Genomic DNA, 23,979 nt, shown 5'->3' on the forward strand with positions numbered 1-23,979 from the left:
CTCAAATATCAATGTGACATTAGTTTGCCGATTGTTTAGGATGGCGAGACGAAGGTCAATACTTTGGCATAAACTTAATAGCTGAAAATTATTGACAGAAATTTGACGCATAAAAGCGTCAAATCATTTTTGTAACATTCCAGCGGAAGCAGGTTCGCACGCCGGCCGGAAGCCAATTGAGACACATCCCGGAGAGTTCCATGAGCACTGTCGTTGCCATCGTCAAAAGCATTGTTGGCCAAGTCATCGCAGTATCCCCGGAAGGCATCAAGCGCGTGCTGATCGAAGGCGATCGCCTGTTCGCAGGCGAGGAAGTCCTTACCGGCCCGGGCGGCGCCGTGACCCTGGAATTGGCCGACGGTCGCATGCTCGACCTGGGCCGCGACACTCAATGGAGCGCCGATGCGCCCGACAGCAGCACCGACCTGGCCCAGGCCACCGCGCAGGCCGCGCCCTCGGTCGAAGAGCTGCAACAGGCCATTGCCTCCGGTGTCGACCCGACCACCGAGCTGGAAGCGCCTGCTGCCGGCCCTGCTGCCGCAGGCGGCGGTTCGGTCGGTGGTGGTCACAGCTTCGTGCTGCTGGAAGAAACCGCAGGCGTGGTCGACCCGAGCATCGGGTTCCCCACCGGCCCCCTGGGCTTCGCCGCAGGCCTGGCAAACGAAGAAGTCGGTGGGCTGGATAGCAACAACGACACCACCACCAACAACAATCCCATTCCAACCGGCCTGAGCCTGAGCGCCACCCCTTCGATCAGCGAAGCGGGTGGCGTCATCGTCTATACCGCCACCGTCGGCCAGGCGCCGCAGAGTAACCTGACCGTCACCCTGTCCAACGGCGCGGTGATCGTGATCCCGGCTGGCCAGACCAGCGGCTCGGTCAACGTCAACATTCCGGCCAACGACACGCCTTACATCGATGGAGGCCAGATCTCCACCACCATTACCGGCACCACCGGCGGCAACGGCTTGGTCATTACCCCGAACCCGACCCCGGCGGTGACCCAGATCACCGACACCATCGACACCACCACCGCCACCTTGACCGCGACGCCAAGCGTCACCGAAGGCGGCGTGATCACCTACACCGTGACCCTGACCAACCCGGCACAGACGCCGGTCACCGTCACCCTGTCCAACGGCCAGACAATCACCGTCGAGGCTGGCAAGTCCAGCGGCTCGGTCGACTTCCAGACCCCGCCCAACGACGTCTACAACAACGGCAGCACGGTCAGCACCACCATCACCGGCGCCACCGGTGGCAACTTCGAGAACCTGGTGCCGAACCCGGCCCCGGCGCAGACCGTGATCAACGACTCTGTCGACACCACCACCGCCACCCTGACGGCTTCGCCAAGCGTCACCGAAGGCGGCGTGATCACCTATACCGTGACCTTGACCAACCCGGCACAGACGCCAGTCACCGTCACCCTGTCCAACGGCCAGACCGTCACCGTCGAAGCCGGCAAGACCAGTGGCTCGGTCGACTTCCAGACCCCGGCCAATGATGTCTTCGTCAATGGCAGCACGGTCAGCACCACTATTACCGGCACCACCGGCGGCAACTTCGAGAATCTGGTGCCGAACCCGACCCCGGCTCAGACCGTGGTCAGCGACAGCATCGACACTGTGACTGTCAGCATTGCCAGCAACGGTAACGTGACGGAAGCTCAGCAGCCGACCTTCACCGTTTCCGTCAGCCAGAAGCTCGACCACGACCTGACCGTGACCCTGAGCAATGGCGACAAGGTCACCATTGCTGCTGGCCAGACCCAGGCTACCTACAGCCTGCCGGCGCAGGGTGACGACGTATTCAAGGACGCAGGCTCCGTGACCTTGGGCGTGACCGACGCCAGCGTTCCGGGCAAGACTTTCGAGGATCTGAAGCTTGGCGGTCCGGCCACCGTCCAGATCAGCGATACCGAGAGCGAAGTCGTCGCGACCCTGACTGCCGACAAGACCACCGTGTCCGAAGGCGGCCAGATCACCTACACCGTCACCCTGACCAACGCCCAGGGCCTGGACGTCAAAGGTCATGGCGGCCTGGTATTTACCCTTTCGGACGGCACAAAAGTCACCGTTCCCGCGGGCAGCGCCACCGGCACCACCACCATTAACGCTCCAGACGACGTTTATGTTGGCGGCCAGCCGTCGATCGTGAACAAGCTGGAAGGTGTTACTGGCGCGGATAACTTCGAGAAACTGACGCTGGGTGACGGCACCGTCACCACGACGGTTACTGACGAGCCGGGTACCGGTACTCCGGGCACCGGCAACGAAGGCGACAAAGTCTCTGTAACCATCGTCAGCAACGGCAACGTCACTGAAGACCAGCAGCCAAGCTTCACTGTCAAAGTGAACCAGCCGCTGGATCGTCCGCTGACTGTCACCTTGAGCAACGGCGACAAGGTCACCATCGCGGCGGGCCAGACTCAGGTCGAGTACAAGGCGCCAGCCCAGGGCGATGACGTATTCAAGGATTCCGGTTCGCTCACCGTTGGCATCAGCGACGCCAGTGTTCCAGGCAAAACCTTCGAGAACCTGGAGCTCGGCAGCTCGGCCACCGTGCAGATCGCTGACACCGAAAGTGAGGTTGTCGCAACCCTGACCGCCGACAAGACCACCGTGTCCGAAGGCGGCGAGATCACCTATACCGTTACGCTGACCAACGCCCAGGGCCTGGACGTCAAAGGTCATGGCGGCCTGGTATTTACCCTTTCGGACGGCACAAAAGTCACCGTTCCCGCGGGCAGCGCCACCGGCACCATCACCATTAACGCTCCTGACGACGTTTATGTTGGCGGCCAGCCGTCGATCGTGAACAAGCTGGAAGGTGTTACTGGCGCGGATAACTTCGAGAAACTGACGCTGGGTGACGGCACCGTCACCACGACGGTGACTGACGAGCCGGGTACCGGTACTCCGGGCACCGGCAACGAAGGCGACAAGGTCTCCGTCACCATCGTCAGCAATGGCAACGTCACCGAAGACCAGCAGCCGTCGTTCACTGTCAAAGTGAACCAGCCGCTGGATCGTCCGCTGACTGTCACCTTGAGCAACGGCGACAAGGTCACCATCGCGGCGGGCCAGACCCAGGTCGAGTACAAGGCGCCAGCGCAGGGCGATGACGTGTTCAAAGACTCGGGCTCGCTCACCGTTGGGATCAGCGACGCCAGTGTTCCAGGCAAGACCTTCGAAAACCTGGAACTGGGTGGTTCGGCCACCGTGCAGATCGCTGACACCATCAGCGAAGTAGTCGCTACCCTCAGCGCCGACAAGACCACCGTCAGCGAAGGCGGCCAGGTCACTTACACCGTCACGCTGACCAACGCTCAGGGCTTGGACGTCAAAGGCCACAATGGGTTGGTCTTTACGCTTAGCGACGGCACCAAAGTTACCGTTCCAGCAGGCAGCGCCACTGGCACCATCACCATTCACGCTCCTGACGATGTCTACGTTGGCGGCCAACCTTCGATCGTCAACAAACTCGAAGGCGTTACGGGTGCAGATAACTTCGAGAAACTGACCCTCGGTGACGGTACCGTCACCACTACCGTGACCGACGAGCCGGGTACTGGCACTCCAGGCACCGGCAACGAAGGCGACAAGGTTTCCGTCACCATCGTCAGCAACGGCAACGTCACCGAAGACCAGCAGCCAAGCTTCACTGTCAAAGTGAACCAGCCGCTGGATCGTCCGCTGACAGTCACTCTGAGCAACGGCGACAAAGTCACCATCGCCGCGGGCCAGACCCAAGTCGAGTACAAGGCTCCTGCTCAGGGCGACGACGTCTTCAAAGACTCGGGCTCTCTGACTGTCGGCATCACCGATGCCAGTGTTCCGGGCAAAACCTTCGAAAACCTCGAGCTCGGTGGTTCGGCCACTGTTCAGATTGCTGACACCGAAAGCGAAGTGATCGCGACCCTCACCGCCGACAAAACCACCGTCTCCGAAGGCGGTGAGATCACTTACACCGTTACTCTGACCAATGCCCAAGGCCTTGACGTCAAAGGCCACGGCGGTCTGACCTTCACTCTTTCGGATGGCACGAAAGTGACTGTTCCGGCTGGCAGCGCCACCGGGACCATCACCATCCACGCCCCTGATGACGTGTACGTCGGCGGCCAGCCAGCAATCGTCAACAAGCTGGAAGGTGTCACTGGCGCCGATAACTTCGAAAAACTGACTCTGGGTCAGGGCGAAGTGAAAACCGATGTCACCGATGAGCCAGGCACTGGCACTCCGGGTACTGGCAACGAGGGTGACAAGGTTTCCGTCACCATCGTCAGCAATGGCAATGTCACTGAAGATCAGCAGCCGTCGTTCACCGTGAAAGTGAACCAGCCGCTGGATCGTCCGCTGACTGTCACCTTGAGCAATGGCGACAAAGTCACCATCGCTGCGGGCCAGACTCAGGTCGAGTACAAGGCGCCAGCCCAGGGCGATGACGTCTTCAAAGACTCGGGCTCTCTGACTGTCGGCATCACCGATGCCAGTGTTCCGGGCAAAACCTTCGAAAATCTCGAGCTGGGAAGCTCCGCCACTGTTGAGATTGCTGACACCGAAAGTGAGGTTGTCGCCACCCTGACTGCTGACAAAACCACTGTCAGCGAAGGCGGCGAGATCACTTACACCGTCACCCTGACCAATGCCCAGGGCCTGGATGTCAAAGGCCACGGCGGCCTGACCTTCACTCTTTCGGATGGCACCAAGGTGACCGTTCCGGCTGGCAGCGCCACCGGTACCATCACCATCCATGCGCCGGACGACGTATATGTTGGCGGTCAGCCAAGCATCGTGAACAAGCTGGAAGGTGTTACCGGCGGCGACAACTTCGAGAAGCTGACCCTCGGCGACAACACCGTCACCACCACCGTGACTGACGAGCCAGGCACTGGTACTCCAGGCACCGGTAACGAAGGCGACAAGGTCTCCGTCACCATCGTCAGCAACGGCAATGTCACCGAAGATCAGCAACCGTCGTTCACCGTCAAAGTGAACCAACCGCTGGATCGTCCGCTGACCGTGACCTTGAGCAATGGCGACAAAGTCACCATCGCTGCGGGTCAGACCCAAGTTGAGTACAAAGCCCCAGCTCAAGGCGATGACGTCTTCAAAGACTCGGGCTCTCTGACTGTCGGCATCACCGATGCCAGTGTTCCGGGCAAAACCTTCGAAAACCTCGAGCTCGGTGGTTCGGCCACTGTTCAGATTGCTGACACCGAAAGCGAAGTGATCGCGACCCTCACCGCCGACAAGACCACCGTCTCCGAAGGCGGTGAGATCACTTACACCGTTACTCTGACCAATGCCCAAGGCCTGGACGTCAAAGGCCACGGCGGTCTGACCTTCACTCTGTCGGATGGCACGAAAGTGACTGTTCCGGCTGGCAGCGCCACCGGCACCATCACCATCCATGCGCCGGACGACGTCTACGTTGGCGGTCAGCCATCGATCGTCAACAAGCTGGAGTCCGTCACTGGCGCCGATAACTTCGAGAAGCTGACCCTCGGCGACAACTCCGTCACCACCACAGTGACAGACGAACCAGGTACTGGCACTCCGGGCACCGGCAACGAAGGCGACAAGGTTTCCGTCACCATCGTCAGCAATGGCAACGTCACCGAAGACCAGCAGCCAAGCTTCACCGTCAAAGTGAATCAGCCACTGGATCGTCCGCTGACCGTTACCCTGAGCAATGGCGACAAGGTCACCATCGCGGCGGGTCAAACCCAAGTTGAGTACAAAGCCCCAGCTCAAGGCGATGACGTCTTCAAAGACTCGGGCTCCCTGACCGTTGGTATTTCCGACGCTTCCGTACCAGGCAAGACCTTCGAGAACCTGGAGCTCGGCAGCTCGGCCACCGTGCAGATCGCTGACACCGAAAGTGAGGTTGTCGCAACCCTGACCGCCGACAAGACCACCGTGTCCGAAGGTGGCGAGATTACCTATACCGTTACGCTGACCAATGGTCAGGGCCTGGATGTTACGGGCCATGGCGGCCTGACCTTCACCCTTTCGGATGGCACCAAGGTCACCATTCCGGCGGGCAGTGCTACCGGTACGGTCACTATCACTGCTCCAGACGACGTCTACGTTGGCGGCCAGCCGTCGATCGTGAACAAGCTGGAAGGTGTTACTGGCGCGGATAACTTCGAGAAACTGACGCTGGGTGACGGCACCGTCACCACGACGGTTACTGACGAGCCGGGTACCGGTACTCCGGGCACCGGCAACGAAGGCGACAAAGTCTCTGTAACCATCGTCAGCAACGGCAACGTCACTGAAGACCAGCAGCCAAGCTTCACTGTCAAAGTGAACCAGCCGCTGGATCGTCCGCTGACTGTCACCTTGAGCAATGGCGACAAGGTCACCATCGCTGCAGGCCAGACCCAGGTCGAGTACAAGGCGCCAGCCCAAGGTGATGACGTCTTCAAAGATTCCGGTTCTCTGACTGTTGGCATCACCGATGCCACCGTTCCGGGCAAGACCTTCGAGAACCTGGAGCTCGGCGGCTCGGCCACTGTTCAAATCGCTGACACCGAAAGTGAAGTCATCGCGACCCTGACTGCCGACAAGACTACTGTCAGCGAAGGCGGCGAGATCACTTACACCGTGACCCTGACCAACGCCCAAGGCCTGGACGTCAAAGGTCATGGCGGCCTGGTATTTACCCTGTCGGACGGCACCAAAGTCACCGTTCCGGCTGGCAGCGCCACCGGTACCATCACCATCCATGCGCCGGACGACGTATATGTTGGCGGTCAGCCAAGCATCGTGAACAAGCTGGAAGGTGTTACCGGCGCAGATAACTTCGAGAAGCTGACCCTCGGCGACAACACCGTCACCACCACAGTGACAGACGAGCCAGGCACTAGTACTCCGGGCACCGGCAACGAAGGCGACAAGGTCTCCGTCACCATCGTCAGCAATGGCAACGTCACCGAAGACCAGCAGCCGTCGTTCACTGTCAAAGTGAACCAGCCGCTGGATCGTCCGCTGACTGTCACCTTGAGCAACGGCGACAAGGTCACCATCGCGGCGGGCCAGACCCAGGTCGAGTACAAGGCGCCAGCGCAGGGCGATGACGTCTTCAAGGATTCTGGTTCGCTCACCGTTGGTATCAGCGACGCCAGTGTTCCAGGTAAGACCTTCGAGAACCTGGAGCTCGGCGGCTCGGCCACTGTTCAAATCGCTGACACCGAAAGTGAAGTCATCGCGACCCTGACTGCCGACAAGACTACTGTCAGCGAAGGCGGCGAGATCACTTACACCGTGACCCTGACCAACGCCCAAGGCCTGGACGTCAAAGGTCATGGCGGCCTGGTATTTACCCTTTCGGACGGCACCAAAGTCACCGTTCCAGCAGGCAGCGCCACTGGCACCATCACCATTCATGCTCCAGACGATGTGTACGTTGGCGGCCAGCCTTCGATCGTCAACAAACTCGAAGGCGTGACTGGCGCAGATAACTTCGAGAAGCTGACCCTCGGCGACAACACCGTCACCACCACCGTGACGGACGAGCCAGGCACTGGTACCCCTGGCACCGGCAACGAAGGCGACAAGGTCTCCGTCACCATCGTCAGCAATGGCAACGTCACCGAAGACCAGCAACCGTCGTTCACCGTGAAAGTGAACCAGCCGCTGGATCGTCCGCTGACTGTCACCTTGAGCAACGGCGACAAGGTCACCATCGCGGCAGGTCAGACTCAGGTCGAGTACAAGGCACCAGCCCAGGGCGATGACGTCTTCAAGGATTCTGGTTCGCTCACCGTTGGCATCAGCGACGCTACCGTTCCAGGTAAAACCTTCGAAAACCTCGAGCTCGGTGGTTCGGCCACTGTTCAGATCGCTGATACCGAAAGTGAAGTCATCGCGACCCTCACCGCCGACAAGACCACCGTGTCCGAAGGTGGCGAGATTACCTATACCGTTACTCTGACCAACGCCCAGGGCCTGGACGTCAAAGGTCATGGCGGTTTGGTCTTCACGCTCAGCGACGGCACAAAAGTCACCGTTCCGGCTGGCAGCGCCACCGGGACTATCACCATCCATGCGCCGGACGACGTCTACGTTGGCGGTCAGCCATCGATCGTGAACAAGCTGGAATCCGTCACTGGCGCAGATAACTTCGAGAAACTGACGTTGGGTCAGGGCGAAGTGAAAACCGATGTCACCGATGAACCGGGCACCGGCACTCCTGGCACCGGCAACGAAGGCGACAAGGTCTCCGTCACCATCGTCAGCAACGGCAATGTCACTGAAGATCAGCAGCCGTCGTTCACTGTCAAAGTGAACCAGCCACTGGATCGTCCGCTGACCGTCACCCTGAGCAATGGCGACAAGGTCACCATCGCTGCAGGCCAGACCCAGGTCGAGTACAAGGCACCGGCACAAGGCGATGACGTCTTCAAGGATTCCGGTTCGCTCACCGTTGGCATCAGCGACGCCACCGTACCGGGCAAGACTTTCGAGAACCTCGAACTGGGTGGTTCGGCCACCGTGCAGATCGCCGACACCATCAGCGAAGTAGTCGCTACTCTCAGCGCCGACAAGACCACCGTCAGCGAAGGCGGCCAGGTCACCTACACCGTCACCCTGACGAACGCCCAAGGTCTGTCTGTCACCGGCCATGGCGGTCTGGTATTCACCCTGAGCGATGGCACCAAGGTTACCGTTCCGGCGGGTAGTGCTACTGGCACCTTCACCATCACCGCCAAGGACGACGTCTATGTCGGCGGCCAGCCGAACATCGTCAACAAGATCGAGTCCGTCACCGGCGGCGACAACTTCGAGAAGCTGACCCTCGGCGACAACACCGTCACTACTACGGTGACAGACGAGCCAGGCACTGGCACTCCGGGTACTGGCAACGAGGGCGACAAGGTTTCCGTCACCATCGTCAGCAACGGCAATGTCACTGAAGATCAGCAGCCGTCGTTCACCGTGAAGGTGAACCAGATTCTGGATCGCCCGCTGACCGTCACTCTGAGTAATGGCGACAAGGTCACCATCGCTGCAGGCCAGACCCAGGTCGAGTACAAGGCGCCAGCCCAGGGCGATGACGTCTTCAAGGATTCTGGTTCGCTCACCGTTGGGATCAGCGACGCCAGTGTTCCAGGCAAGACCTTCGAAAACCTGGAACTGGGTGGTTCGGCCACCGTACAGATCGCCGATACCGAAAGCGAAGTCATCGCGACCCTGAGTGCCGACAAAACTACTGTCAGCGAAGGCGGCGAGATCACCTATACCGTTACGCTGACCAACGCCCAGGGCCTGGACGTCAAAGGCCACAATGGTCTGGTCTTTACGCTCTCGGACGGCACCAAAGTCACCGTTCCAGCGGGCAGCGCCACCGGAACCATCACCATCCATGCGCCGGATGACGTATACGTTGGCGGCCAGCCAGCGATCGTCAACAAGCTGGAAGGCGTCACTGGCGCTGACAACTTCGAGAAGCTGACCTTGGGTCAGAACGAAGTGAAGACGAGCGTCACCGACGAACCAGGTACCGGCACCCCAGGCACCGGCAACGAAGGCGACAAGGTTTCCGTCACCATCGTCAGCAACGGCAACGTCACCGAAGACCAGCAACCATCGTTCACTGTCAAAGTGAACCAGCCGCTGGATCGTCCGCTGACTGTCACCTTGAGCAACGGCGACAAGGTCACCATCGCTGCGGGTCAAACCCAAGTTGAGTACAAAGCCCCAGCTCAAGGCGATGACGTCTTCAAAGACTCGGGCTCCCTGACTGTGGGCATCACCGATGCCACCGTACCGGGCAAAACCTTCGAGAACCTGGAACTGGGTGGCTCGGCCACCGTACAGATCGCCGACACCATCAGCGAAGTCGTCGCGACCCTGTCCGCAGACAAGGCCACCGTCAGTGAAGGTGGCCAAGTCACCTACACCGTCACGCTGACCAACGCCCAGGGCCTGTCGGTCACCGGCCACAATGGCCTGGTGTTCACCCTCAGCGACGGCACGAAAGTGACCGTTCCGGCTGGCAGCGCCACCGGCACCTTCACCATCACCGCCAAGGACGACGTCTATGTCGGCGGCCAGCCGAACATCGTCAACAAGATCGAGTCCGTCACCGGCGGCGACAACTTCGAGAAGCTGACCCTCGGCAGCAATACCGTCACCACCTCTGTCACCGACGAACCCGGCACCGGCACGCCGGGCTCCGGCAACCAGGGCGACAAGGTCTCGGTCACCATCGTCAGCAACGGCGATGTGAACGAAGCACAACAGCCAAGCTTCACCGTGAAAGTCAGCCAGATCCTGGATCGCCCGCTGACCGTCACCCTGAGCAACGGCGACAAAGTCACCATTGCTGCAGGCCAGACCCAGGTCGAGTACAAGGCGCCAGCTCAGGGCGATGACGTCTTCAAGGACGCAGGCTCGCTCACCGTCGGCATCACCGATGCCACCGTTCCAGGCAAGACCTTCGAGAACCTGGAGCTCGGCGGTTCGGCCACCGTGCAGATCAGCGACACCATCACCGAGGTGTTCGCCAACCTGTCCGTGGACAAGAGCACCGTCGCCGAAGGCGGCCAGGTCACCTATACCGTGACCTTGGTCAGCCCGCCGGCCTTCCCGGTCATTGCCCACGGAGGTCTGGTATTCACCCTGAGCGACGGCACCAAGATCACCGTGGCAGCCGGCCAGAAGACCGGCTCGATTACCGTCACCGCCAAGGATGACGTGTACGTTGGCGGCCAGCCTTCGCTGGTCAACAAGCTGGAGTCGGTCACCGGCGCAGACAACTTCGAGAAACTGACCCTCGGCAGCAATACCGTCACCACCACCGTTACCGACGAACTTGGCGTGGGCACGCCGGGCTCGGGTAACCAGGGCGACAAGGTCTCGGTCACCATCGTCAGCAATGGCAATGTCACTGAAGATCAGCAACCGTCGTTCACCGTCAAAGTGAACCAGCCGCTGGATCGTCCGCTCACCGTCACCTTGAGCAATGGCGACAAGGTCACCATCGCTGCGGGTCAGACCCAGGTGGAATACAAGGCACCAGCTCAGGGCGATGACGTCTTCAAAGACTCGGGCTCCCTGACTGTGGGCATCACCGATGCCACCGTTCCGGGCAAGACCTTCGAGAACCTCGAACTGGGTGGCTCGGCCACCGTGCAGATCACCGACACCATCAGCGAAGTCGTCGCGACGCTGTCCGCCGACAAAACCACCGTCACCGAAGGCGGCCAGGTGACCTACACCGTCACGCTGACCAACGCCCAGGGCCTGTCGGTCACTGGCCATAGCGGCCTGGTATTCACCCTCAGCGACGGCACCAAGGTCACCGTGCCGGCGGGCAGCGCCACTGGCACCTTCACCATCACCGCGAAGGACGACGTCTACGTCGGCGGCCAGCCGAACATCGTCAACAAGATCGAGTCCGTCACCGGTGGCGACAACTTCGAGAAGCTGACCCTCGGCAGCAACACCGTCACTACCACCGTTACCGACGAACCTGGCGTGGGCACGCCGGGCTCGGGTAACCAAGGCGACAAGGTCTCGGTCACCATCGTCAGCAATGGCAACGTCACCGAAGACCAGCAACCGTCGTTCACCGTCAAAGTGAACCAGCCGCTGGATCGTCCGCTCACCGTCACTCTGAGCAATGGCGACAAGGTCACCATCGCTGCGGGTCAGACCCAGGTGGAATACAAGGCACCAGCTCAGGGCGATGACGTCTTCAAAGACTCCGGCTCCCTGACTGTGGGCATCAGCGACGCCACCGTTCCGGGCAAGACCTTCGAAAACCTCGAACTGGGTGGCTCGGCCACCGTGCAGATCACCGACACCATCAGCGAAGTCGTCGCAACGCTGTCCGCCGACAAAACCACCGTCACCGAAGGCGGCCAGGTGACCTACACCGTCACGCTGACCAACGCCCAGGGCCTGTCGGTCACTGGCCATAGCGGCCTGGTATTCACCCTCAGCGACGGCACCAAGGTCACCGTGCCGGCGGGCAGCGCCACTGGCACCTTCACCATCACCGCGAAGGACGACGTCTACGTCGGCGGCCAGCCGAACATCGTCAACAAGATCGAGTCCGTCACCGGCGGCGACAACTTCGAGAAGCTGACCCTCGGCAGCAACACCGTCACCACCTCTGTCACCGACGAACCTGGCGTGGGCACGCCGGGCTCGGGTAACCAGGGCGACAAGGTCTCGGTCACCATCGTCAGCAATGGCAATGTCACTGAAGATCAGCAACCGTCGTTCACCGTCAAAGTGAACCAGCCGCTGGATCGTCCGCTCACCGTCACTCTGAGCAATGGCGACAAGGTCACCATTGCTGCGGGCCAGACTCAGGTCGAGTACAAGGCGCCAGCGCAAGGCGACGATGTCTTCAAGGATTCCGGTTCGCTCACCGTTGGCATCAGCGACGCAACCGTTCCAGGCAAGACATTCGAGAATCTTGAGCTCGGTGGCTCCGCCACCGTGCAGATCACGGACACCATCAGCGAAGTCATTGCAACGCTGTCCGCTGACAAGACCACCGTCACCGAAGGCGGCCAGGTGACCTACACCGTCACCCTGACCAACGCCCAAGGCCTTTCGGTTACCGGCCATGGCGGCCTGGTGTTCACCCTGAGCGATGGCACCAAGGTCACCGTGCCGGCGGGCAGCGCCACTGGCACCTTCACCATCACCGCGAAGGACGACGTCTACGTCGGCGGCCAGCCGAACATCGTCAACAAGATCGAATCGGTTACCGGTGGTGATAACTTCGAGAAGCTGACCCTCGGCAGCAATACTGTCACCACCTCTGTCACCGACGAACCTGGCGTGGGCACGCCGGGCTCGGGTAACCAGGGCGACAAGGTCGCGGTCACCATCGTCAGCAATGGCAATGTCACTGAAGATCAGCAACCGTCGTTCACCGTCAAAGTGAACCAGCCGCTTGATCGTCCGCTCACCGTCACCTTGAGCAATGGCGACAAGGTCACCATCGCTGCGGGTCAGACCCAGGTGGAATACAAGGCACCAGCTCAGGGCGATGACGTCTTCAAAGACTCGGGCTCCCTGACTGTGGGCATCACCGATGCCACCGTTCCGGGCAAGACCTTCGAGAACCTCGAACTGGGTGGCTCGGCCACCGTGCAGATCGCCGACACCATCAGCGAAGTCGTCGCTACCCTCAGCGCCGACAAGACCACCGTCACCGAAGGCGGCCAGGTGACTTACACCGTCACCCTGACCAATGCCCAGGGCCTGTCGGTTACCGGCCACAACGGCCTGGTGTTCACCCTCAGCGACGGCACAAAAGTGACCGTTCCGGCTGGCAGCGCCACCGGTACCTTCACCATCACCGCCAAGGATGACGTCTATGTCGGCGGCCAGGCACCGATCGTCAACAAGATCGAATCGGTCACCGGCGGCGACAACTTCGAGAAGCTGACCCTCGGCAGCAACACCGTCACCACCACCGTCACCGACGAGCCGAGCGGCCAGGGCGACCTGACCACCGTGGGCATCAGCGGCGACACTTCGGTGACCGAAGGCGACACCGCGCACTACACCCTGACCCTGACCAATCCGTCCAAGACCGAGGTCACCGTCACCCTGAGCTACAGTGGCACCGCCACCAACGGCCAGGACTACACCGGTGTGGTCACCGTGAAGATTCCGGCCGGCGCCAGCACCGCCAACTTCGACATCAAGACCATTGACGACCAGCTCGTCGAAGGCTCGGAAAACTTCACCATCCAGATCAGCGGTGTCAGCGGCGGCGGCTTCGAAAACCTGCAGGTCAACCCGAGCAAGTCGAGCGTCACCACCACGATCATCGACAACGACCACATGCCGGTATCGCCAGGCGGCGCCGTCACCGGCACCGAAGACACCGACTACGTGTTCCAGTGGGGCGATTTCAAGGTCACCGACGCCGATGGCGACACTGGCCTCGGCGTGACGATCAGCAAGCTGCCGGATCTGGGCAACCTGAAGTTCTTCAATGGCACTTCGTGGGTCGACGTGTCGCTCAACCAGACCATCAGCCAGGCCGACATCGCCGCCGGCAAGCTCAAGTTCGTTCCGCTGGCCAACCAGTCGGGCGTCGACGGTTACGGTGGCAGCGGCGTGGGCAACAAGCAGGCCGACTACGCGCAGATCAAGTACAAGCCCAACGACGGCACCAACACCGGCAGCGAAGTGACCATGAAGGTCGACATCGCGCCGGTCGCCGACAGGCCTGACCTGTCGATCGGCAACAACAACGTCAACTCGATCGGCCTGACCAAGGAAACCTGGAACAGCCTCAACGGCCTGGGCAACAACGGTAACGGCATCACCGGCGACCAACTCAAGAGCGTGTTCGCCAACTCCGGCACCGCGAACAAGAGCGAGCAGGTCACGACCGTCGACACCACCGCCACCGTGACCCCGGGCACCGGCTCGAAGACCTCCGGCCTGATCTATCTGGAAGCCGGCAAAACCTACACCTTCAGCGGCACGGCCGACGACAGCCTGCAAATCGTCATTGGTGGCAAGAACGTCGCCAGCGGCACCTGGGGCAACGCCAGCGGCGCGATCACCGGCAGCTACACCCCGACCACCAGCGGCTATTACACCCTGGAGATCTACAACGCCAACCAGGCCGGCCCTGGCAGCCTGGACATCAACATCAAGGTGGGCAACGGCGCGGTCACCGACCTGAACAGCTCGACCATCCCGATGTACCCGAACCTAGGCTCCATGACCAATGCAGGCCTGACGGTCTCCGACCTGCACGGCAGCAACGGCCAAGGCTACTACGAAGGCTACAAGCTCAACGAAGGCCGCGAGAATGGCGCGCCGGTCAAGCTGGTGGGCATCAGCACCAACCTGACCGACACCGACGGTTCGGAAACCCTGAGCGTCAAGCTCAGCGGCATCCCGGCAGGTTCGGTGATCAGCGACAACGCAGGCCACAGCTTCACCGTCGGCAGCAGCGCGGTGGATGTCACCGGCTGGAACCTGGGCAGCCTGGCAATCAAGCCACCGGCCTACTACAGCGGCCAGTTCGACGTGAAGGTCAGCTCGACCTCCAGCGAAAGCGTTGGCGGCAGCACCGCGACCAACGAGGGCACCATCAAGGTCACGGTGTACCCGCAGACCTACAACACCAGCAACCTGACCTCCGAAGGCGACAACTTTGCCGGTACTGATGGCAACGATATCGTCGTCGCCGACGTGGTCGGCCTGCACGTGGTGCCAGGTCAGAACTACAACATCGCCTTCATCGTCGACACCTCGGGCAGCATGGGCTCGTCTGGCGTGGATGCGGCGAAGAAGTCGCTGGAGTCGGTATTCAAGACCCTGGCCGCCAGCGTCAAGGGCGACCAGTCCGGTACCGTGAACATCCTGCTCGTAGACTTCGCCAGCCAAGTGAAATCCACGGTCTCGGTGACCCTCAACGATGCCGGCCTGCAGACCCTGCTCAACGCCCTGAAGACGCTGAACGCCAACGGCGGCACCAACTACGAGGACGCCTTCAAGACCACCGCCAACTGGTTCCAGAACCTCCAGAATGCTGGCAACACCGGCAGCAACCAGACGTTCTTCGTCACCGACGGCAAGCCGACCTACTACCAGACCAGCGAGCGCGGCAACCCGACCCTGGGCAGCACCAGCACCACGCTGGACAGCTTCCTGACTGCGAACAACTGGAAGCCAGGCAATACGATTTCCACGTACCTGAACAACACCAACTACATAACCATCGACAGCACCGGCAAGCTGACCGTCCAGACCTACTCCTGGGGCGGCTGGACCGTGACCACCAGCGGCGATGTACGTGCCGAAGGTAACGGTGGCTATGAGCTGTCCTCCCGCGCCGGTAACGGCTCCGATACCACGACCGCGACCCTGAACGACTCGACCGCCGCCTTCAAGCTGCTGTCGGGGCTGTCGCAGGTCGAGGCCATCGGCCTGAACAGCGATATCAACGCCAATGACCTCAAGCCGTTCGACACCGATGGCAAGCCACAGACCAACATCGACCCGAGCAAGCTGGCCGAGGCCATCCTTGGTCACACCGAGGTCACCCAGCCAGGTAACGACACGGTCAACGGCGGTGATGGCAACGACATCATCTTCGGTGACCTGGTCACCTTCGACTCGGTCGCAGGTACCGGTGTCGATGCGATTCGCGGCTATGTCGCCAACAAGCTGGGCCTCGATGCGGGCGATGTAGATGGGCGGGCGATGCACAAGTACATCACCGAGCACTACACCGAGTTCGATGTATCGCGCAGCAACGATGGCAACGACACGCTGATGGGCGGCGATGGTGACGACATCATCTTCGGCCAGGGTGGCGACGACTACATCGACGGTGGTCGTGGCAACGACATCCTGCTCGGCGGCACCGGCAACGACACCCTGCTGGGCGGTGAAGGCAACGACATCCTCATCGGTGGTGCCGGCAACGACGTGCTGATCGGTGGCAAGGGCGATGACATCCTCATCGGTGGCACCGGTGCCGACACCTTCGTGTGGAAGGCCGGCGACCTGGGCAACGATGTGATCAAGGACTTCAAGGCCAGTGAGGGCGACCGCCTCGATCTGCGCGACCTGCTGCAGGGTGAGAAGGCCAGCACCATCGACAACTTCCTGAAGATCACCACCGTGAACGGTGAGTCGACCTTGCAGGTCAGCACCGAGGGCAAGCTCAATGCCGCCGGTGGCCTGGCCAACGCGGATGTGTCGATCAAGCTTGAGGGTGTGAACTGGTCGAACACCACGATCAACTCGTTGATCAGTGGCGCCGACCCGACCATCAAGATCGACAACTCCAACAGCTGATGCCCACGCCCCTGACGGCCTTCACCGGCCGCCAGGGGCTTGGCGCTTTCCTGCCGTCGCCTCACGGCGCATACTCGCTTGCCGGGCCCGGCAGGCCTGTTGAACTTTGCCTATGCTGCTGACAACCAAGAAGGAATCATCGTGACGAGGGTCGATGCCATGTTCTACGTGCAACGCGACGCCAACGGCCAGTTGCTGCGGGTAGAAGCAGCTGCCTTTGCCGAGTACACCGAAGCGCTGCCGGCCGACCATGCCGAAATTCAGGAATGGTTCGCCGATGACGTCGTTGAGAACAGTCTCAAGCAGCTCAAACAGAGCGATCTGGACATGATCCGTGTGCTCGAGGACCTGATCGAGGTGTTGACCGCCAAGGGCGTGTTCAGCATCACCGACCTGCCTCCCGGCGCCCAAGCAAAACTGCTCAACCGCTCCACCGCGCGCAAGGCGCTGGGAAGCCTGAACAACCTGATCGAAGAAGATGAAGAAGGCGGGTTGATCTGAAGAGTTGCTGATACCGCGCTGCTCGTTTCGCGGGTGAGTCGGGGCGCCGATCTACCCGCGAAAAGAGCGGCACACTTTTACGGATCGCAACACCGTCCTTATTTCCAGGGCGCGGGCTCGCCCACCAACTGCCCCTGAATCCCCTGCACACCCATCTCGCGCAACACCTGCAGCTCGCCTTCGGTCTCGACGCGCTCAGCAATCAACGGCAGGTCGATGCTGTGCGCCGCCCCCTGGATCGCTTCGATGAACAGCCGCTTGTGCCGCTCCTGGTCGATGCTGCGGATATAACCGCCATCGATCTTCAGGTACGCCAAGCCCAGGTGAGCCAGGTTGCCGATCATGCTGAAGCGCCCGCCGAAGCGCTGCAGCGCCAGGCCGAAGCCGAGCCTGTGCAAATGGCGGGTCAGTTTTTCCAGCTGTGCCTGTTCTGGCAGTTGCTCCTCGCCGATCTCGAAGGTCAACCTCGGCCCCAATGCTGCATGCTGCCCCAGCAGTTCGTAGACTCGCTGCAATGCTTTGGCATCGGCCAGGGTGGCGGCAGACAGGTTCAGCGCCAGCGACTCACCATGCTGCTGCAGATGCCGCAACACCTTCTCCAGCACCAGCAGGTCGAGCCGTGGCATCCAGCCGAAACGCTCGAGCCACGGCAGGAAGCGCCCTGCGACAAGCGCCTCGTCCTGTCCGTCGTACAGGCGCGAAATCACTTTGTAGTGCAGGACTCGCTCTGGCGCATGGCAGTCCACCACGGGCTGGAAGAACAGTTGGAACTGCCCCTTGTCCAGAGCCTGGTCAAGACGTGAATGCCAGGCGTGATGGCTGTCGGCAGCCTGGGCAGCGGCGCCCTGCTCCAGGCAGACCCAGCCTGGCTCCGGTTGGCTCTCGGCCCGTGCCAGCGCCTCGTCAGCCAGCTTCAACAGGGCTTGCGGTGCGTCCCCAGGGCTGAACGGCGCCAATCCGATACACGCCACCGGGTCGACATCGCTGGCACCTGTCACATGCAGGCTCTGCAAGGTCGCCTCGAGGGCCTGTGCCAGTTGCACCGCCTCTTCATGCACCATGCCCGGTGCCAGAACAGCAAACTCGCCACCGCGGCTGCGGGTGATGAGGTCCTTGGTTTCCGGATAGCTGGCACATGTGCGCCGCAGCTGCTCGCCCACCGCCTGCAACAACTGGTCGGTGCGCTGACCACCCAAGCGGGCGTTGAGGCCGGCCAGGTCCTGCACCCGCAGCAACAGCAGATAACCGGCTCGAGCCTCTTCGAGGTTGCTGACACGCGTGTTCAACTGCATTTCGAAGTAGCGCCGGTTGGCCAGCCCGGTGAGGCTGTCCTGGTACGACTCGCTGCGCAGCTTTTCACTGCGCTCGGCCTGTTCGGTGAACAGTGCCTTGAGCTTCTCGACCATCTGGTTCATCGCCTGCACCACCCGACGCAGTTCTGGCGTGCGCGGCAGCTCAGGCAGGCTGAGGAACTCACGGCGGGCGATCGCGTGGGACTGCGCCACCATGTAGTCCAGCGGCCGCAGTTGGCGGCGCAGCAGCAGTGCACCCAGCACCGCACTCACCACGCCGCACAGCAGCAACCAGCCCAGGCTGCCCAGGGCACTCTGCCAGAGCTTGGCCAGGGCGAACATCGGGTGGCTGATGACCTCGACCCGCGCGGCCTGCTGCCATCCCCGGCTGACAATGGCATCGCCGCCGGCCGGCTCAAGCCCGATCAGGCCGATGAACCACCCTGGTACCCCGTTGCTGTCCGGCTCGGCATGACGCTCGACCAGGACGGCGTTGGAGTCCAGGTCGATGACCTTGATGCTCGAGTAATAACCACTGTCGAAGATCGAGCTGACCATCAGCTCGACCATTGCCGGATCATCGATGTTGGGTGTGAGCGACAAGGCCAGCGCCGTCGCCGCGTCCTGGGCGTGGGAGCGCAGCTGGTTGACGTACTGGCTGCGCGAACTCTCCAGGCTGACCATGAAGCTGCCACTGAAGGCGATGGCCAGGAGCAGGCATATGGCAAGCAACAATTGTTTGAACAGTGACATCTGTGCTCCTCAATAAACCGGTTCGGCCGGGAACCCTTCGGCCTGCATTTTCTTCAGCACGTCCTGCCAGCGTGACAGGCGCTTGGTGTCGCCGACCTTCTTGTTGCCGCCGGCGCCGGTCAGCCACAAACCCTCGCCATTGAAGGCATAGACCGGCAGCAGGTCGTTGCGCTGGCTGGCCGGCTTGATCGCGTCCATCAGGCTGTCCAGCACCAGCGGCTGGGCCTGTGGGCTTGAATAATAGGTCAGGACCATGTGCGCCCGGTTCAGGCGCAACGCCTTGACGTAGGTGATGCGCAGTTTTTCGGCGGGCACCCCCATGCGGCGCAAGCTGAAATACTTGGCGATGGCGTAGTCCTCGCAGTCGCCGGCGCCCTTGATCAGCGACTGGACCGGCGTGGCCCAGTAATCGACTTCATGCCACAGGTCGATGTCCTCGACATAACGCAGCTGCTTGTTGAAGAACAGATTGACGACCTGCAGTTTGTCCAGCTCGCTGCCTTGGTTCTGCGTGGCCATCAGGTTCTGCCAGGCGTCGATACGCCCCTGCCCTGGGCCAAGCGGACCGTACAGCTGTTGCGCGCGACGGCTGATCTGGGCGAAATCCCAATCCGCATGCAGGCCGCCCAGCAGCAGGCAGCCAAGCAGTACGGCAAGGCCGAGGCGACGCACGGCCAAATTGAGCATTCCAGGTATCGCCACTGCGAACACCCATCCAGACCAGTCGAAAGCAGCGATGGTGCGGCTTGCCGGGGGAAAAGACAATGGCACCTTACAATCACGGTGCACTTGAAAAAGCGTAGGAGGTTACGATCATCGAGCCAGGAAAAGTCCGACTTCCTTTGCTCGATGACTTCATTCACGATAGCCGCACTCCATCGGCCGCAGGCGTCCGTCACCGCGGTTTGACAAGCCATCACCCCGCTGACTAGGGTTATTGGATCCAATCATCGCAATCATCGAGGCAGACTCCGCGTGGCCGAGAAAACCAGATTCCTCAGCTCCGTGCTGGGTAACGAGCAGGTGCCAGCACACCTGGCCCGCAGCGTGATCGAAGAGCGTCTGCGCAGCGCCATTGTCGATGGCCGGCTGCCTCCTGGCACTGCCTTGCGCCAGCAGGAGCTCGCTGGCCTGTTCGGGGTCAGCCGCATGCCGGTACGCGAGGCGCTGCGCCAGCTCGAGGCGCAATCACTGCTCAAGGTGGTGATGCACAAGGGCGCCGTGGTCGCACCGCTGATCGACGAGGATGCCGTCGACACCTACGGCCTGCGCGTTCTGCTCGAGACAGAAGCGCTGCGCCAGTCGATTCCCCACCTGGACGCAAGCGACATCGCCCTCGCTCGCAGCTATATCCAGCAACTGGAAAACGAGACGCGCCACGCCGAGATCGGACGCCTCAACCGCCTGTTCCACATGACGCTGTACAGCAAGGCGCACAACCACAAGTTGCTGCGCATGATCGAGATCGAACTCAACGAAGAGGAGCGTTTCCTGCGCTTCCACCTGTCGTCGATGGGCCTGGGAAAGCTGACTCAGGACGACCATATCGCACTGGTGGACGCGGCCAGCGACAAGTTGGTCGACCAGGCCATCGACGTGCTGGAAAGGCACCTCAATACGGCATCCCGCACCATCAGGAACTACCTGAACAGCCAAGCCGCCAAGTGAATCACCCGCTGACACAGCCACAAGCCGTGTCAGCCATGAAGCTCCGTTACCGAACGGAGCGAAGGACAGACAGTGCACGTCCAGAAACCATCGGTAACAGAGCACTCCGGGCAACCCCCGAGAACCCGTCTCATCTGCCTTGCCTGCAGCCAGGAGCACCTGGGGCAATACCGCGCCTGGTCCCATGCCCTGAGCGACCATATCGAACTGGTAGCGGTGGATGTCAGACGCCATGCCGAATGCAGCCCGTGTAATCCGCTGCAAGGCCCCTCCGCCCTCGCCCGAACCGTGGCCAAGTACCTGCATCCCTACCTTGAAGGGCCCCATGCCCTTTTTGGTCAGCGCCTGGGCGCCCACATGGCGTTCGAGCTTGCCCAACTCGCGGAACGCGAATACCCCGAGCAGACCCGCCATTTGTTTGTTTCCAGCTGTGACAGCCCAAGGGTCGCCGAGCCTGCTGCCAGCGCGAATGCCATACGGATACCGGTGACGGTGCTCTACCCACCTGGAACACTCCCCGAAATGCTTGGCTGGCACGCCTTCATCCGGCGCGAACTGGAGCTCATCGAGCTGCCCGAGCACAGCGTCGACAAGTCATATCAAGACCAAAGACTCGTCAGAATCTTCAACACGCATCTTGGCTTGCTGGGCTTCTAAGCACGCAACTCCCCCTCTTGAGGTCCTTGTTTCCCCCGATACGCTGCCGATGACCATGGCAGCGCGAGTCGTTTGAGCCCACTCTAGTCGCGCTGCGACTGCTGATCGTCCATCCCGGGCCCGGTCGTATGCCTTCCATTTACCCGCAGAAGGAGCCCGACACCGGGGCAAGGGCCGCGTGGCGATCAGCCGCCCCTCAACAGTGGAATATCCTCGCACTCCCATTCACCAGTGCTTCGAGTGAGGCATTCACTCAACTTCGTTTTCTGATGATTAATTATCGGAAGGGGCCTGTCTTGCCAAAATAAAACATTCAAAAATGTTTTATTCGGATCACTATTAATGAAATTTTTTAAATATTAAAAATATTTCAAAAACCATTTGCGACAAACTTTAATGTTGTTCTAACTTTTATATCGCCGGCACCCACCACGGCTTGACTCCACACAAGCCAGATGAATCAAGGGGCGGCCATTATCCCTGAGACTGTTCAGCCATCGAGTATATGTCGAGGCCCGCGTTCGCCCGATGTATTTCAGAGGCTGCAACTTATCGGGAAAACATGCCAACTTTCGCACAATGGATATTACTCATGAGCACATTGAAGCGCACACTTGCCAGTCATAAAGCCACGCTCGCACGACATCCACTCTTTTCAGAAATCGACACCGTTGAAACCTTGCAACGCTTCATGGAAACCCATGTTTTCGCGGTGTGGGACTTCATGTCGCTGACCAAGCGCCTGCAACGGGAACTGACCTGCGTAAGCCTGCCCTGGCTTCCACCTGCAGACCCCGCCGCTGCCCGGCTGATCAACGAGATCGTGCTCGGCGAAGAGTCTGATGACTGCCCGCAGCACGGCCACTACAGCCACTTCGAACTGTACCTGGACGCCATGCGCGAAGTCGGCGCCAGCACCCAGGCCATCGAACGCTTCGTCCACCTGCAACAACAGGGGCTCGACTACGCCACCGCCCTGCAGCGCTGCGGCGCCAGCGAGGCAGCCAAGCACTTCGTCGTCGACACACTCGACGTGGCACTCAACGCGCCTGCCCATCGCGTGGCAGCAGCGTTCCTGCATGGCCGTGAAAGTGTCATTCCCGCAATGTTCCAGCAAATCCTCGACGAGTGGGGCATCGGCCAGGCGCAGGCCCCGACCTTCCGCTATTACCTGCAGCGCCACATCGAGGTCGACGCCGAAGATCACGGTCCGGCCGCCGAAGCGCTGCTGGCGCGCCTGGTGAACGATGACCCGCAACGTCAACACGAGGTGTACGAAGCCGCCATCGCCGCTGTCCAGAGCCGCACCGCGTTGTGGGACCGTCTGCGCGCCTCGCTGCAGGTAACCGCCAGCGAGGTCACGCCATGAATGCGCTCGAATACCGCTCCTTCGCCGACGCATGGGAGGAGCGTGCCACCATCCGCACCCGCCCGCGGCGTCGGATCGAGGACGACCAGCGGCTGATCTACCCGCTCAGCCGCCAACCATTGGTGCAAAGCGCCACGTTCCAACGGGCTTGCCCACACCTGCGTGATTTCGTGCTGGTGCAGAGCCTCTACAAGTTCATCAACGACGTGGTGATCTTCGAGACCGAGATCGTCGACCGCACGGCCCGGCGGATTGCCAAGGACCGCTTCACCGTGCGTTTTCCCTTCGCCTGTCGCTACGACGCAATGACCGTGGTGGTCGACGAGGACTACCACGCGCTGGTGGCCATGGACTTCCTGCAGCAGACCATCGCCCTGACCGGCCTCGAGCCGATCGCCCTGCCTACTGAGATCGAACTCAGCCGTGCGATCCCCACGGCACTGGCACAGGTGCCAGAAGCGCTGCGGGACGCCCTCGAGCTGATCTGCGTCGGCATCGCCGAAAACACCCTGACCGACGATGTCGCCGCCTTTGCCCGCGATGACACGGTCAAGCCCTCGGTGAAGGGGCTGATGGCCGATCACCTGCTCGACGAGGGTCGGCATTCGAGCTTCTGGGCGCGTCTGACGCGGATCTATTGGCAAGCCGCGCCGGAGGTCGATCGCCAGATGATCGCCCAGGTGCTGCCCGTGTTCCTGGGCCAGTACCTGACCAACGACATCCAGCAGGCCTTCGACTTCAACCTGATCGAGGCGTTGCCAGTCAACGAAACACTGCGCCAGTCGCTGCGCGAAGAAGTGCTCGGCCTGGCCTATCCGATCAACCACCAGCATCCGTTGCTGGGTAACATCCTGCGCTTCTTCCGCAGCAGCTCGATGCTCGAGTCGCCTTGCGTGCAGGAAGCCCTGCGCGGCTACCTGCCCTGAGG

8 protein-coding genes are annotated in these 23,979 nt (G+C 61.2%); 6 read left to right on the plus strand and 2 right to left on the minus strand.

The window, feature by feature from the left end; translation table 11 throughout:
* The first annotated feature begins 200 nt into the window (after positions 1–200).
* Positions 201–16,811, plus strand: a complete 16,611-nt coding sequence (locus tag AB688_RS01475; RefSeq protein ID WP_063541778.1) for a retention module-containing protein — start codon at positions 201–203, stop codon at positions 16,809–16,811.
* A gap of 159 nt (positions 16,812–16,970) precedes the next feature.
* Entirely contained in the window at positions 16,971–17,312 is a 342-nt protein-coding gene (locus AB688_RS01480) for a hypothetical protein (RefSeq protein ID WP_054895500.1), read from the plus strand.
* 98 nt (positions 17,313–17,410) lie between these two features.
* On the opposite strand, the gene lapD is transcribed toward AB688_RS01480, so the two are convergent.
* Together lapD and lapG are read right to left on the minus strand one after the other, a co-directional pair.
* Positions 17,411–19,357: a cyclic di-GMP receptor LapD gene (gene lapD, locus AB688_RS01485; protein ID WP_063541780.1), complete on the minus strand. Its 1,947-nt coding sequence runs from the start codon at positions 19,355–19,357 to the stop codon at positions 17,411–17,413.
* Between the two features lie 9 nt (positions 19,358–19,366).
* Positions 19,367–20,128 (minus strand): cysteine protease LapG, encoded by a 762-nt coding sequence (gene lapG, locus AB688_RS01490; RefSeq protein WP_172964801.1) that lies wholly within the window; start codon positions 20,126–20,128, stop codon positions 19,367–19,369.
* A gap of 204 nt (positions 20,129–20,332) precedes the next feature.
* On the opposite strand from lapG, the gene AB688_RS01495 reads away from it, so the two are divergent.
* The 4 genes from AB688_RS01495 (at position 20,333) to AB688_RS01510 (ending at position 23,977) form a co-directional block, all read left to right on the plus strand.
* Complete coding sequence (locus AB688_RS01495; protein ID WP_063541782.1) at positions 20,333–21,025, plus strand: GntR family transcriptional regulator; 693 nt, start codon at positions 20,333–20,335, stop codon at positions 21,023–21,025.
* A gap of 72 nt (positions 21,026–21,097) precedes the next feature.
* Positions 21,098–21,682, plus strand: coding sequence for a thioesterase II family protein (locus tag AB688_RS01500; protein ID WP_063541784.1), 585 nt, complete (start codon positions 21,098–21,100; stop codon positions 21,680–21,682).
* 592 nt (positions 21,683–22,274) lie between these two features.
* Positions 22,275–23,051: a DUF3050 domain-containing protein gene (locus tag AB688_RS01505; protein WP_063541786.1), complete on the plus strand. Its 777-nt coding sequence runs from the start codon at positions 22,275–22,277 to the stop codon at positions 23,049–23,051.
* Positions 23,048–23,977 (plus strand): diiron oxygenase, encoded by a 930-nt coding sequence (locus AB688_RS01510; RefSeq protein WP_063541788.1) that lies wholly within the window; start codon positions 23,048–23,050, stop codon positions 23,975–23,977. The genes AB688_RS01505 and AB688_RS01510 overlap by 4 nt, the downstream gene beginning before the upstream one ends.
* The last annotated feature ends 2 nt before the right edge of the window (positions 23,978–23,979 follow it).

The organism is Pseudomonas putida (assembly GCF_001636055.1).
Taxonomy (GTDB): domain Bacteria; phylum Pseudomonadota; class Gammaproteobacteria; order Pseudomonadales; family Pseudomonadaceae; genus Aquipseudomonas; species Aquipseudomonas machongensis.

Excerpts from the sequence above, each read along its gene's own strand:
- lapD (WP_063541780.1), bottom strand. The coding sequence starts at position 19,357 with ATGTCACTGTTCAAACAATTGTTGCTTGCCATATGCCTGCTCCTGGCC.
- AB688_RS01505 (WP_063541786.1), top strand. The coding sequence starts at position 22,275 with ATGAGCACATTGAAGCGCACACTTGCCAGTCATAAAGCCACGCTCGCA.
- AB688_RS01475 (WP_063541778.1), top strand. The coding sequence starts at position 201 with ATGAGCACTGTCGTTGCCATCGTCAAAAGCATTGTTGGCCAAGTCATC.
- AB688_RS01510 (WP_063541788.1), top strand. The coding sequence starts at position 23,048 with ATGAATGCGCTCGAATACCGCTCCTTCGCCGACGCATGGGAGGAGCGT.
- AB688_RS01480 (WP_054895500.1), top strand. The coding sequence starts at position 16,971 with ATGTTCTACGTGCAACGCGACGCCAACGGCCAGTTGCTGCGGGTAGAA.